Annotated in this window: 13 protein-coding genes; 7 read left to right on the top strand and 6 right to left on the bottom strand. The window is 72.3% G+C overall.

Going from position 1 to position 13,099, the window contains the following annotated elements:
- Positions 1 to 27: 27 nt before the first annotated feature.
- Together BLU20_RS11755 and BLU20_RS14325 are read left to right on the top strand one after the other, a co-directional pair.
- Complete coding sequence (locus BLU20_RS11755) at positions 28 to 1,152, top strand: glycosyltransferase family 4 protein (protein WP_083372637.1); 1,125 nt, start codon at positions 28 to 30, stop codon at positions 1,150 to 1,152.
- Positions 1,153 to 1,263: 111 nt separating this feature from the next.
- Entirely contained in the window at positions 1,264 to 1,944 is a 681-nt protein-coding gene (locus BLU20_RS14325) for an aromatic ring-opening dioxygenase LigA (protein WP_331713056.1), read from the top strand.
- A gap of 80 nt (positions 1,945 to 2,024) precedes the next feature.
- Here the strand turns inward: BLU20_RS14325 and BLU20_RS11745 are convergent, their stop codons facing one another.
- The gene (locus BLU20_RS11745; RefSeq protein WP_083372636.1) at positions 2,025 to 2,270 is read right to left on the bottom strand and encodes a hypothetical protein; all 246 of its coding nucleotides are present in this window, start codon (positions 2,268 to 2,270) and stop codon (positions 2,025 to 2,027) included.
- Positions 2,267 to 3,637, bottom strand: coding sequence for a PspC domain-containing protein (locus BLU20_RS11740; protein WP_029252254.1), 1,371 nt, complete (start codon positions 3,635 to 3,637; stop codon positions 2,267 to 2,269). Before BLU20_RS11740 ends, BLU20_RS11745 begins: the two co-directional genes overlap by 4 nt.
- Positions 3,638 to 3,772: 135 nt before the next feature.
- On the opposite strand from BLU20_RS11740, the gene BLU20_RS11735 reads away from it, so the two are divergent.
- The 3 genes from BLU20_RS11735 to BLU20_RS11725 all read left to right on the top strand — a co-directional run bounded on the left by BLU20_RS11735 (position 3,773) and on the right by BLU20_RS11725 (position 6,327).
- On the top strand, positions 3,773 to 5,038 hold the full coding sequence (locus tag BLU20_RS11735) for an ATP-binding protein (protein WP_083372635.1): 1,266 nt from the start codon (positions 3,773 to 3,775) through the stop codon (positions 5,036 to 5,038).
- Complete coding sequence (locus tag BLU20_RS11730) at positions 5,035 to 5,694, top strand: response regulator (RefSeq protein ID WP_029252256.1); 660 nt, start codon at positions 5,035 to 5,037, stop codon at positions 5,692 to 5,694. The genes BLU20_RS11735 and BLU20_RS11730 overlap by 4 nt, the downstream gene beginning before the upstream one ends.
- A 156-nt stretch (positions 5,695 to 5,850) precedes the next feature.
- Positions 5,851 to 6,327, top strand: a complete 477-nt coding sequence (locus BLU20_RS11725; protein WP_083372634.1) for an aromatic ring-opening dioxygenase LigA — start codon at positions 5,851 to 5,853, stop codon at positions 6,325 to 6,327.
- Positions 6,328 to 6,395: 68 nt separating this feature from the next.
- Here BLU20_RS11725 and cobA read toward each other — a convergent pair whose 3' ends face one another.
- The 3 genes from cobA to BLU20_RS11710 are packed head-to-tail and all read right to left on the bottom strand — an operon-like array spanning position 6,396 to position 10,197.
- Positions 6,396 to 7,652 (bottom strand): uroporphyrinogen-III C-methyltransferase, encoded by a 1,257-nt coding sequence (gene cobA, locus BLU20_RS11720; RefSeq protein ID WP_083372633.1) that lies wholly within the window; start codon positions 7,650 to 7,652, stop codon positions 6,396 to 6,398.
- The gene (locus BLU20_RS11715) at positions 7,649 to 8,476 is read right to left on the bottom strand and encodes a phosphoadenylyl-sulfate reductase (RefSeq protein WP_083372632.1); all 828 of its coding nucleotides are present in this window, start codon (positions 8,474 to 8,476) and stop codon (positions 7,649 to 7,651) included. Before BLU20_RS11715 ends, cobA begins: the two co-directional genes overlap by 4 nt.
- Positions 8,473 to 10,197: a nitrite/sulfite reductase gene (locus BLU20_RS11710; RefSeq protein ID WP_083372631.1), complete on the bottom strand. Its 1,725-nt coding sequence runs from the start codon at positions 10,195 to 10,197 to the stop codon at positions 8,473 to 8,475. The genes BLU20_RS11715 and BLU20_RS11710 overlap by 4 nt, the downstream gene beginning before the upstream one ends.
- Positions 10,198 to 10,571: 374 nt before the next feature.
- Here BLU20_RS11710 and BLU20_RS11700 point away from each other — a divergent pair, with 374 nt between their 5' ends.
- Both BLU20_RS11700 and BLU20_RS11695 read left to right on the top strand, forming a co-directional pair.
- Positions 10,572 to 10,925, top strand: a complete 354-nt coding sequence (locus tag BLU20_RS11700; protein ID WP_083372629.1) for a hypothetical protein — start codon at positions 10,572 to 10,574, stop codon at positions 10,923 to 10,925.
- Positions 10,926 to 10,946: 21 nt separating this feature from the next.
- Positions 10,947 to 11,429, top strand: coding sequence for a DUF456 domain-containing protein (locus BLU20_RS11695; RefSeq protein WP_083372628.1), 483 nt, complete (start codon positions 10,947 to 10,949; stop codon positions 11,427 to 11,429).
- Positions 11,430 to 11,447: 18 nt separating this feature from the next.
- On the opposite strand, the gene BLU20_RS11690 is transcribed toward BLU20_RS11695, so the two are convergent.
- Positions 11,448 to 13,055, bottom strand: coding sequence for a DUF389 domain-containing protein (locus BLU20_RS11690; protein WP_083372627.1), 1,608 nt, complete (start codon positions 13,053 to 13,055; stop codon positions 11,448 to 11,450).
- Positions 13,056 to 13,099 lie beyond the last annotated feature (44 nt).

Here is a 13,099-nt window from a genome sequence, read left to right as displayed (position 1 = left end):
CTGCGTCTGCCCGGATAGTCTCGACCCATGCGCATCGTCCACGTCTCCGACTGCCTCGCCCCGCGCACGGGCGGCATCGAGTCGCAGGTCGGTGACCTCGCGGCCGCCCAGGCGGCCGCGGGCGACGACGTCCACGTCCTGACGGCGACCCCCGGGGCCGGGGGAGAACGCGGCGGGGTCGTCGAGAGCGCGGGTGACGTCGTCGTGCACCGGCTGGGCGCCCAGATCCCGGGCGACGCCCCGATCAACCCCGTGACCGGTCCTCGGCTCATCCGCGCGGCGCTCGACGAGCTGCGCCCGGACGTCGTGCACGTCCACGCCGGGATGATCTCCCCGTTCGCGTACGACGGCGCGCGCATTGCCCGCGAGCGCGGGCTGCCGATGGTCGTGACGTGGCACTGCATGCTCGACGGCGCGACGACGGCCCTCGCGCTGGGAGCGAGGCTCTCGGGCTGGCGCGACGCGCGGTTCGTGCCCACGGCGGTGAGCCCGGCGGCGGGAAAGCGCGTGGCGCGCGTGCTGGGCCTCGATCCCGACGAGGTCGGGGTCGTGCCCAACGCGATCGACGTCGGGGCGTGGTCTCGTGGGGCGGCGGGGCGCGAGCCGTCGTCGACGGTGCGGCTGGTCGCCACGCAACGGCTCGCCCCGCGCAAGCGTGGGCGGGCGCTGATCGACGCGATGGCCGACGCGACGCGCGTCGTCCCCGACGGCGCCCTGCACCTGACCCTGGTCGGCGACGGTCCGCAGGAGGCCGCGCTCCGGGCGCGCGTCGAGAAGCTGGGCCTCGGCGACTCCGTGCTGTTCGCGGGCAGGCTGCCGCGTGAGGAGATCCCTGTTCTCTACCGGCACGCGGACTTCTTCTGCGCCCCCGCGGATCTCGAGGCCTTCGGCATCGCGGCGCTCGAGGCGCGTGCCGCCGGACTCGGCGTGCTGGCCCGACGTGGAACCGGGATCGAGGGCTTCGTCCGGCACGAGGAGGACGGGCTCCTGGTCGACGACGACGCCGGGTTCGCGGAGGCGATGGTGCGCCTGGTCCGGGACCGGCCGCTGCGCGATCGGATCGTGGAGCACAACGTGGCGAACCCGCCTGCGCACGGGTGGGACGCGACTCTGGCCGCCGCGATGGCTGCGTACACGCGCGCGAGGGGCTGACGCGACACCGGACACGCCGGGGCCGTCCCAGGCGGATCAACCGGTCGAACCCACCGATCTGGTCTAGCGTGGCATGTGAGGTGTAGCACATCATCGACTAGGGGAGTTGTCATGTCCAGCACTGTCACCGTGAAACCGACCGGCGGCGTACGCGCCATCGGCATGCTGACGATCATCGCGGGGATCATCATGATCCTCGCCGGCGGAGTCACCTGGTACGCCGTCCACGACCAGCTCGCCGCCGAGAACATCACGGTGTCGGACGACGCGGACTTCCTCCCGGGTGACGACGTCGACGGCCCGTTCTCGGCCTACGCGCAGGCCGACATCATCAACCACCACGCGCTCGAGTCCTCCGGCGGCAAGACGTACGCCGAGCTGGAGCAGGACGACCCGACGCGCACCACCATGATGACGGCGTCGTTCCTGCGGGCCTCCCTCTTCACGTCGGTCGTCGCGTTCGGTGTCGCCGCACTGGTGATCGGCCTGGGCATCATGTTCATCCTGCTCGGCGTCGCGCTCCGACGGCTCGCGGGTGGGTCCGAGGTCAGCGTCGACACCTCGTCTGCGCGTGAGCCTGCTCCCGCCGCGACGGCGCCCGCAGCAGCCCACGCGGCTGGTCCCGCGACGGCGTCGCCAGGCACCCCCGCAGCGTCTGCTGCTCCGGCTGCATCCGCGGCTCCCGCGGCCCCCGCGGCGCCTGCGGCCGAGCCGCGGCCCGTGACCTCGCCCGGTCCCGAGGACGTCCCGGGAGACGACACCCCGACCCGTGACGCCGGGCCGCGCCACTGACCCGAGCCCTACCCGTCAACAGCACGATGCCGGTGCCACCGCGGTGGCACCGGCATCGTGCTGTCCGGGGTCGGGACGGCTCAGTCCGTTTTGGTGCGGGAGTGACGGCGCCCGGCCGCGCCGGCGACGGCGCCGACCAGGAGCGCGACGCCACCCGCGGTGAGCGCCACGATGAGGGCGAGCCCCAGGTCGAACGACGCTCCGAGCGCGAGAGAGATCGCTCCGACGGCGACGAGCGTCACGACGACGCCCCACACCACCGTCGCGGTCGACATGCCCTGCCGACGGCGGGGTGCCTCGGGAGTGGTCGGTGCGGTCTCGGTCATGATGCCTCCACGATGTCGACGGTGCCGGCAAGGCCCGTGATGTCGAGCGTGATCTCTGGGGTACCGGGGTCGCCGGTGTCGAACCGGACGGGCTCGGGCCCGACCGTGGAGCGTGAGGTGACCAGTCCGTCGTCGTCGATCCAGTTCACCTGTCCGGCCCAGAGCTCGACCTCGGCCGCTGCCGGGGTGTCGGCCGGGAGCAGGACGTCGATGTCCCCGAGGGCGAGGGCGAGCGGGATCGTGACCGACTCGCCGCGCGTCTCGAGGTCACGGAGGTCGATGGTGACGGCGCCGGCCGTGAACGCGGCGCCCGCCTCGGCGTCGTCGACCGAGTCGAACGTGTACGTCCCCTCGGCGATGGTGCTGCGGACGCCCGCCTCGGACGGCAGGCGGACGGCGTCGGCGACGGCCGCCACGGGGACGGCCAGGAGGAGGACGAGGGCGAGGCCCATGAGCCCTCCGCTGCGGCGGCCCGCGATCCCGACGGCGATCGTCGCGAGCCCGGTGAGTGCCGCCCCGGTCGCCACCCACGTCAGCATCAGCGGGACGTCGACGGCCCCCGCCCGGTCCGCGGCGATCAGCGCGGCCCCGAGGAGCAGGATCACCCCCATGGTGGCACCGACGACCGTCGGCCCCGCCGGTGGCGGGTACCCGGCCTCGGCGGCCTCCCGCGCCGCACGACGAGCGGCGGTGCGCTCGGCGGCGAGCTGGGCGCGCTGGGCCTGCGCGGCGGCACGAGCCTGCTCCGCCTCGGCGCGGGCCCGGGCGCGCGCCTCTGCCGTGGAGGCGGCGCTCTCGGCGTCTGCCGCGGCAGCGGCCTGCGCGGAGGTCTGCGGGCCGTACGGCGTCGCGCCGTCCGTGAACTCGGAGGTCCCCTGCCAGGTGGTCGTCCCCGCGCCGCGGGCCTCGGACCCGGCACGGACGGCGAGGTAGACCACGAGCGCGACGGCAGCGAGCCAGAGGAGGCCGTTGAGCCACCCGAGGTCTGCGCCGAACAGCCACCAGGCTCCGTCGCCGCGGGCGAACCCGGCGATCGTGACGGCGCCGGCACCCACGAGGGCGACGTCGAAGTCGCCCCGGAACGCCTGCTCGACGTGGATGCGTCCGTCGCTCTTCTCGGGCAGGAAGGCCCAGGCGAGGCCGTACAGGGCGAGCCCGGCGCCCGAGAGAAGGACGCTGACGACCAGGAGCCCGCGCACGATCAGCGGGTCGATCCCGAACCGGTGGGCGATCCCGGCGGCGACACCACCCACCCACCGGTCGTCCGTGCGGCTGACGTCGAGGCGCCGGATCGAGTCGAAGAAGGGCGACGACGCGCTCGGCGGTGTCGGCGTGGGCGGGGGTGGTGGGGCGGTCTCGTTCTCCATGGATCCATCGTCGGACCGCGCACGCACCGTTGACCATCGGGGGTCACCCTGAACCGACCCTGAGATCTGACGGCGTCGACCCTGATTCCCGGACGTCCGGCGTCATGGGGCCGGGCGACGTGCCACGATCGACCCATGACGACCGAGCGACTGCCGTTGCGCCGCCCCCGTGAGGGTCGGTGGGTCGCCGGGGTGTGCACGGGGCTCGCCCTGCACCTGGGCTTCCCGGTCGCCGGAGTGCGGGCGCTGGCCGTCCTCCTCGGGGCCGCCGGCGGGGCCGGGGTCCTGCTCTACGGCTTCTGGTGGCTCACGATCCCGCCGGGAGACCCCCGTGACGCCGCTGCCGAGGCACGTCCGGCGGCGCTCTCCCGGCTCGCGCCACGGTTGCGTGGTGTGCAGCAGTCCGCGGCACGACGCAACGTCCTGATCGCGCTCGGTCTGCTCCTGGGGGCGGCGGTGCTCGTCGCGGTGCGCACCGGTGTCGCCCTCTCCGGCGGGTGGGTGCTGCCCGCCGTGATCGCTGTCGTCGGCGTCGGGCTCGCGTGGAGCCAGCTTGACACGCAGCGTCGCCCGGGGGCACGGCGGGCCGACGGGCGCAGTCCCTCCGCCGTTCTCCTGGTCTCCGCCGGGCTCGTCCTGGTCCTCGTCGGTGCCCTGCTCTTCGCCGGCCAGGAGGCCGGCGCCGGCACGATGGTCCGGGCCGCGATGGCTGCCGTCGCGGTGCTCGCGGGGGTCGCCGTGGTGCTTGCCCCCTGGTGGTGGCGGCTCGTGCGCGAGCTCGGGGACGAGCGGACCGCCCGCGCCCGCGAGGCGGAGCGGGCCGACATCGCCGCCCACCTGCACGACTCTGTGCTGCAGACCCTCGCCCTGGTGCGCCTGCACGCCGACGACGCCGTGTACGTCGCCCGGGCCGCGCGCTCGCAGGAGCGCGAGCTGCGCGAGTGGCTGTACGCCGACCGGCCCGCGGAGGGCACCTCCGTGGCCGCGGAGCTGCGTCGTGTCGTCGCGCAGGTCGAGGACACGCAGGTCGAGCGGACGTCGGACGGGGCACAGCCCGCGACCATCGAGACGGTCGTGGTCGGCGACGCGGTGCCGGACGAGCAGTCCGCGGCGCTCCTGCAGGCCGTCCGCGAGGCACTGGTCAACGCCTGCGCCCACGGTGTGCCACCGGTCTCGGTGTACCTCGAGGTGGGGGAGGACTCGGTCCAGGCGTTCGTCCGCGACCGCGGCGACGGGTTCGACGTCCGCGAGATCGAGCCCGACCGGTTCGGGGTGCGGGAGTCCATCCTCGGGCGCGTCCGCCGCCGCGGTGGCACCGCCGAGGTCGTCAGCCGACCGCAGTGGGGGACCGAGGTTCGACTGAGCATGCCGCGCGCAGCGGCGCTGAAGGAGGATGCATGACGACCGAGCAGGTCCGGGTGGTGGTGGTCGACGACCACCTGATGTTCCGCGCCGGGGTGAGGGCGAGCCTGGACGGGCGGATCGACGTCGTGGGGGAGGCCGAGGACGTCGGGTCCGCGATCGCGGCGATCAGGGAGCATCGTCCCGACGTGGTGCTTCTTGACGTTCACTTGCCCGGCGGAAGGGGCGGTGGTGGTGCCGAGGTGGCACGGGAGTGCGCGGACCTGACGCCGGGGACGCGATTTCTCGCCCTGTCGGTCTCTGATGCGGCTGATGACGTCGTGGCGGTGATCCGTGCGGGTGCCCGCGGGTACGTGACCAAGGCGATCACGGGGGCCGACCTGAGCGACGCCGTCGTGCGGGTGGCGCAGGGCGACGCGGCGTTCTCCCCACGGCTTGCGGGCTTCGTCCTCGACGCCTTCGGCACAGCGCCGGCGGACGTGGCCGAGCGCGACGACGAGCTCGACCGGCTCTCGGCCCGGGAGCAGGAGGTGATGCGGCTGATCGCCCGCGGATATGCCTACCGTGAGGTTGCGGGAGAGCTCTTCATCTCGGTCAAGACGGTCGAGACCCACGTCTCGGCGGTGCTGCGGAAGCTGCAGCTCTCGTCGCGCCACGAGCTGACGCGCTGGGCCGCGCAGAGAAAACTCCTCTGACCTGCAGCGATACGACGCAGTCCCGGTGCGTGACGGGCATCACGACCACTGGGTGAGATGCACCGTATCGAAACCATGTCGAGGTATCGCCTTGGTCATGAATTCCGAGTACTTTTACTTGTGAAGACATTCACAAGTTCGAAGGGGAGTCACACCATGAGCGCCACCACCACCCGCCAGCCGCTCGTCCGCTGGACCGGCATCATCTCGCTCGTCGCAGGCATCGTCATGATCGTCGCCGGCGCCGTCACCTGGGGCGCGGTCACGACCCAGCTCGCGGACGAGAACATCACCGTCTCGGAGGACGCGAGCTTCCTTCCCGGGGACGACGTCAACGGTCCGTTCTCCGCCTACGCCCAGGCCGAGATCATCAACGAGCACGCACTGGCCGGGTCGGACGGCAAGACCTACGCCGAGCTCGACCAGGACGACCCGGTCCGGACCACGATGATGACCGCCTCGTTCCTGCGGGCCTCGCTCTTCACCTCGGTCGTCGCCTACGGCGTCGCTGCACTGGTGATGGGTCTCGGCCTCCTCTTCACGCTGGGTGGCCTCGCCCTCGGCAAGATCGAGAAGCAGCTCGGCGCCGCGCCGGCCGCTGCCACGGGCGACAAGGCGGCGCTCGACGCCTGACCCTCGCACACAGCACGACGACGCCCCGCTCCAGCGAGCGGGGCGTCGTCGTGTCTGTCTGCGCTTCTCTACCCGACGGGCTCGGACACCGTTGCGCCGTCGCCTGCCATGGTCCAGGCCGGCGCGAGACGGACGACGTCACCGACGACGGTGACCGCCGGCGACCGTACCCCTACCGCGGCGGCCCGGTCGGCGATCGTGGCAAGGGTCCCGACCGTGACCCGCTGGCGCGCACCGTAGCCGTCTTCGACGATCGCCACCGGGGTGGACGCGTCCCGGCCCGCGTCGACGAGACGTCCGGCCGACTCACGCAGGCGGGAGACGCCCATGAGGAGCACCACGGTGTGGTCGCTCCGCGCGGGCACCACGGAGATGTCCTCGTGGCCGGTGAGCACGGTGAAGCCGCGGGCCAGCCCGCGATGCGTGACCGGGATCCCGGCGGCGGCCGGGACCGAGACGGCGGAGGTCACGCCCGGCACCACCTCGACGTCGAGCCCGTGCTCCTCGCAGGCCTCCCGCTCCTCGCCACCCCGCCCGAACACGTAGGGGTCGCCGCCCTTGAGGCGGACGACGTCGTGGCCCGCCAGCGCGTGCTGCACGATCAGCGCGTTGATCTCCGCCTGGGGCACCGGGTGGTTGCCGGGCGTCTTGCCGACGTCGACCACGACGACGTCGTCCGCGAGCTCCTCGAGGAGCGCCCGCGGGGCGAGGCGGTCGATCACGACGACGTCGGCCTGCGCGAGCAACGTCCGACCGCGTGCGGTGATCAGGCCGGTCGCTCCGGGGCCTCCGCCCACGAGTGCAACCCGCCCGGCGCGTGTCTCGTCGCGGGCCCGTACACGACGCAGAGGGAGTGCTCCGGACTGGAGCGCCCCGGCGACGGCGTCCCGGATCCGGACGGCACGCCGCGGGTCCCGGTGCGCGTGCACCGAGATCGTGGCCTGCCCGCCACCGTCGAGCGCCGTCCTCGCGACGGCGGGGACGTGCGCCGTGGCCAGATCGGCGTCGCCCGCGGTGACGCAGAAGACGCGATCCTGCTCGGCGTCGCGCGCCACCTCGGCGTCGACCGACGGGTCGCCCGTGGCGACGTGGACGAGCCAGGCGCCGTCGAGGTCGCCACTGAGGTAGTCGCGGCGGACCCAGCGGACGTCGCCTGCGTCGACCGCGTCCGCGACGTCCTCACAGATCCACGGTGCGACGACCGTGACGTGTGCGCCGGCCTCGACGAGTGCCGCGGCGCGCCGGGCGGCGACCGGGCCACCGCCGACCACGACCACCGGACGGCCGGTGATCCGCAGCCCGAGGGGGTAGATGTCCGCGCTCATACGTGCAGCCCGCACTCGGTCTTGTCCTGGCCCGCCCAGCGGCCTGCGCGGGGGTCGTCCCCGGGCGCGACCCGGCGGGTGCAGGGGGCGCAGCCGATCGACGGGTAGCCGTCGTCCAGGAGAGGGTTCGAGATCACCTGGTGCTGCGCCGCGTACGCCACGGCGTCGTCGTACGTCCACGCGGCGATCGGGTTGATCTTCACGAGGCCGTTCTTCTCGTCGAAGGTCACTACCGGCGTCTTGGCGCGTGTCGGCGAGTCGTCGCGGCGGACCCCGGCTGCCCAGACCTCGTACCCGCCGAGCGCGCGGCGCAGCGGCTCGACCTTGCGCATCCGGCAGCAGGCCTCCGCGTCACGGGCGAAGAGGTTCTTGCCGTAGGCGGAGTCCTGCCCGGCGACTGTCAGCTCCGGCCGGACGTCCACGATGGTCACGTCGACCGTCTGCTCGACCGCGTCGCGGGTGCCGATCGTCTCGGCGAAGTGATAGCCGGTGTCGAGGAAGAGCACGTCGACCCACCGGGACTGCTGCGAGACGAGGTGCGCCAGGACGGCGTCGGACATCGACGACGCGACGGCGATCGAGTCCCCGAACTCGCGGACCGCCCAGGCGACGACCTCCTCGGCCGAGGCCTCGTCGTCGGCACCGATCCCGGAGCCGCCGAGCTCGGCCTGGCCCCGTCGGGCGATCTCCTGGAGCTCGTCGGTGCTGCGCCGCGGGCGGGCGCGTGCCGCCCGCCTGGCGTGGTGCTCTGCCCGCTCCTGCGCACGCAGCGCAGCACGTTCGGCCGCGGCCGCACGCAGCGCGGACAGAGGGTCGCTCGTCATCTGAGGGCCTCCTCGTCGGCGCGATGGCTCCACTCGGCGAACGTCTCGGCGCCCTCGTGGTCGGCCTCGTACCGACGGACGACGCGCTCGACGTACTCGCTGAGGTCGTCCGCGGTGACCTTGAGGCCGCGGACCGTGCGCCCCAGCCCGGCCTCCTCCCGGTCCTGGGAGGCGAGACCACCACCGAGGTGAACCTGGAACCCGGGGACCTGCTCGCCGTCGTCGCCCATCACGAGCTGGCCCTTGAGCCCGATGTCGGCCGTCTGGATGCGGGCGCAAGAGTTGGGGCAGCCGTTGATGTTGAGCGAGAGCGGCTTCATCTCGGAGAGGTCGCCCAGCCGCTTCTCCAGGTCGTCGATCGCGGCGGTGGCCGTGTCCTTGGTGTCCACGATGGCGAGCTTGCAGAACTCGATGCCGGTGCACGCGATCGTCGAGCGACGCCACGGGCTCGGGTCGGCGTCCAGGCCGAGGCCCTTGAGCTCGCCGACGACGTGCTCGACCTGCTCCTCCGGCACGTCGAGGACGAGCAGCTTCTGGTGCGGGGTCAGACGGACGCGCGACGACCCGACGGAGTCGGCGAGGTCGGCGACCTTGCGGAGCGTGGGGCCCGAGGTGCGACCGACGTACGGCGCGGCGCCGATGTAGAAGCGACCGTCCTTCTGGCGGTGCACACCGATGTGGTCGCCCGGCTGGTCGGGCTGCGGTGCGGGCGGACCGTCGGGCAGCTCGTAGCCGAGGTACTCGTCCTGCAGGACCTGACGGAACTTCGCCGGGCCCCAGTCCTTGAGCAGGAACTTCAGGCGTGCCTTGTTCCGCAGCCGCCGGTACCCGTAGTCGCGGAAGATCTGGGCGACGCCGTACCAGACGTCGCCCACGCGGTCCTCGGTCACGAAGACACCCAGGCGCTCACCCAGGCGCGGGTTCGCGGAGAGTCCGCCACCGACCCAGAGGTCGTAGCCGATGCCAAGCTCCGGGTGGACGTGCGCCACGAACGCGACGTCGTTGATCTCGTGGACGACGTCCTGGCTCGGGTGTCCCGTGATCGCGGTCTTGAACTTGCGCGGAAGGTTCGCGAGCTCCGGGATGCCGATGTACTTCTGGGTGATCTCGGCGATCGCGGGTGCGGGGTCGATCAGCTCGTCCTCGGCGATCCCAGCCACGGGGCTGCCGAGCACGACGCGGGGCACGTCGCCGCACGCCTCGGTGGTCTGCAGGCCGACGGCCTCCAGGCGTGCCCAGATCTCGGGGATGTTCTCGACCTCGATCCAGTGGAACTGGATGTTCTGCCGGTCGCTGATGTCGGCGGTGTCCCGGCCGAACTCCTCCGAGATGCCGGCGAGCACCCGGAGCTGGTCGGTGGTCAGAGCCCCGCCGTCGATGCGCACGCGCATCATGAAGAACTCGTCCTCGAGCTCGTGCGGCTCCAGGCTGGCGGTGCGGCCGCCGTCGATCCCGGGCTTGCGCTGGGTGTAGATGCCCCACCAGCGGAACCGGCCGTGCAGGTCGTCGTCGGGGATCGAGCCGAACCCCTCCTTGGAGTAGACGTCGACGATCCTCTGGCGGACGCCGAACCCGGGGTCCTCCTGCTTGAACTCTTCGTTGTGGTTGAGCGGCGTCGTGCCGTCGATCTTCCACTGACCGTTCGGCCTGGGCGCGCGGGCGGGGCGTGCCGGACGCGCGGGTGCGTCGTCGGTGGTGCTGGGGGCTGTGGGCGGCGTCATCGGGCTCCTCGAGGAGATTCGGGGGCACGCGCTGGACGCAGGAAGGCTCAGGGTTCGGGGCCGAGCGGCCGGCGTCGCGTGCCTGCTCGGTGGGGTGCGGGCCCGGGCGGGCCGCGCGGAGTCAGGCGCGAATCAACAACAGCGACAGCTGTTGTCCGGGCACGCCGACATCGAGCGCGCGTCGAGGAGCGCTGCGGTGTCGATCGTCCGGGCCGTGGTCATGTTTCATGACACTACTGACGGATCGGTGCCGCGGAAACAGGGGGTCCGGATCGTGGGACATTGTCGCGAAGGGCGCCCGGGACGCGGCTGAGTGACATAGCCCTCGCCCCGCCCCGGAGACGACACCGGCGTCAGCAAACTAGGATCGGGCCATGGAGTTCCTCTACAACGTGTTCACGGTCCTGCACTTCGTCGGCTGGGCGCTCGTCCTCGGCGGCTACCTCGCCAGCCTGCGCACCCCGGGCCTGTACAAGGGCGTCTTCCACGGTGCGGCGACGGCGCTGGTCGCGGGCATCGTCATGGTCGGCCTCGCCGAGATGGGCGACTTCCTCGAGGGTGACCTCAACATGACGAAGATCGGCATCAAGCTGGGCATCGCCCTCGTGATCGCGGTCCTGGCGTTCGTCGGCAAGCGGCAGGGCGACAAGATCGCGCCGGCGCTGAAGCACTCGATCGGTGCGCTGGTCCTCGTCAACATCGTCGTCGCCGCTTCGTCTGATGCGTAGCACCCGGCGGGGGTCGGCGCGATGAGCCCGTGGGGCGAGGTCCTCGTCGGCCTCGTGATCCTCGCCGGCCTCGTCGGCACGATCATCCAGGTCATCCCGGGGTCGTTCCTCGTCCTCGGCGCGGTCCTCGTCTGGGCGATCGTCACCGGCGGGCAGGTCGCCTGGACGGTGTTCGCGATCTCCGCGGTGGTCGTCCTGATCGCCGCCGTCGTGAAGTTCGTGGTCGCCGGCAAGTACATGGTGAGCAAGGACATCCCGTCCTCGACGATGTGGTGGGGAGGAGCGGCCGGCGTCGTGGGATTCTTCGTGATCCCCGTGGTCGGTCTGCTCATCGGGTTCGTCGCCGGGGTGTGGGTGGCCGAGCTGGTACGGCGCAAGGACGGCCGGGCGGCCTGGGAGGCCACGGTCGTCGCGCTCAAGGCGACCGGGATCTCGATCCTCGTCGAGCTCGCCGCCGGTCTGATCGCGACCACGGCGTGGATCGTGGGCCTCGTCCAGACGTGACGCCCGGCGTCGGCTGCGCTATCCCGCGTCGACGTGCGTGACCACCGTCGGTGTCACCGAGATCGTCACGCCGACGGAACGTCCGAGGGAAGTGGTCAACGAGCTCTGCAGGTCGTCGGGGTCGGGGGCGTCGTCGGACCCGACGAGGTCGACCTCGACGACGTCGTCCGCGACAGAGACGTCCACGAGCGCCAGGTCCGTGTCGGCGTCGTCGAGCCAGTCGTCCACCACGTCCTCCGACCTGCTCTGGTCGGCGGACTGGGCGATCAGGCCCTCGGTGGTCAGGAGCAGGGGGACGAACACGACGAGCGCCAGGGTGACGAACGGTGCGAGGGTCAGCGCGATCTTCTGGACGTGCTTGCGGTCCGGCCTGAAGCTGGCGAAGCCGCCGAACGCGAAGACGAGCGAGGCCGCCAGCACGATCGCGACGAAGTTGGTCAGGAAGAGCAGGAACGCGCCCCAGGCCTCGTCCATCAGCCCGGCCTGCGCCGTGATCCCGACCACGGCCAGCGGAGGGACGAGGGCGACGGCGATCGCGACCCCGCCGATCGAGGAGCCGACGCGCCGATCGAGGGTCGCGTAGGCGCCGGCGGCACCCGCGGCGAGCGCGATCAGGAGGTCGAGCAGGGTCGGGTTGACGCGTGAGGTGATCTGCGAGTTCGTGTCGAACGCGGCCACCGCGGGGGCCCAGGCGGAGATCGCCGCGCTCGTCGCGATCGCGGCGGCCGCACCCCCGACGATGAAGAGCGTCGAGCTGACGGCGCGGCGGGCCCACCCGTTGACGAGGGCGCCCGCGAGACCGAGGATCGGCACCATCAGCGGGGCGACAAGCATCGCGCCGATCACGACGGCGGTCGAGTCCTGCAGCACCGCGAACGTCGCGATGCAGACGCTGAGGATCAGCATCACCCACCAGCCCACGACCTTGGCCGTCCGGTCCGGCGGTTCGGCGTAGAGCGACTCGACGAGCTCTGCTCGCCGGTCCGCGCCGACCTCGACCTCCTTGACCCAGGCCCAGAGGATCTCGGTGGGGCTCGGGTTGGCGAGCGGGGCGAACCCGGAGCCGGCCCGGTGGCGGATGCCGTAGGCCAGCACCACGACTCCGATCAGGGCGGTGGCGGTGGCACCGGCGAGGATCAGACCCTCGGACGCGATCGACGGGTTGACGACGAGGACGATCCCGAACGCCGTCGACATCGCCCCGCCGGCGAGCTGGCCCACTCGTTCGCGCGGACTGCCCAGCCCGGACACGAGGCCGATGACCCCGTGGAAGAACAGGTAGACGCCGAACCCGGTCACGACGAGGTTCAGCGCGCCCTGCGTGCTGACGAGGAAGAAGAGGGAGACGACGAGCGATCCCACGCCGCGCAGTCCGAGCAGGATCCGGCGCGGAATGCTCCGCCGAACCCGGCGGCCCTTGGTGCGGGCGACGGACGCCCAGAGGTCGAGGCAACCGGAGGCCGCGATCGCCACGCCCACGAGGGCGGAGATGACGCTGACGCTGATCGACGGCAGGAGCACGACGACGAGTCCCACGGCGATCATCGCCGCGCCCTTGATGGTGACCGGGTCGAACCGCTTGCGCACGCCGTCGACGAGGCCGGCGACGCGTGTGTGGGTCCTCAACCGTGCCTCCTCGCCGTTGCTACCGGTCCGTGCGGCGACCGGGT

Source organism: Paraoerskovia marina (assembly GCF_900105445.1).
In the GTDB taxonomy this organism is placed as follows: domain Bacteria; phylum Actinomycetota; class Actinomycetes; order Actinomycetales; family Cellulomonadaceae; genus Paraoerskovia; species Paraoerskovia marina.
The sequence above is the reverse complement of the archived record's forward strand: the minus strand, read 5'-3'. Positions and strand labels throughout refer to the sequence as shown.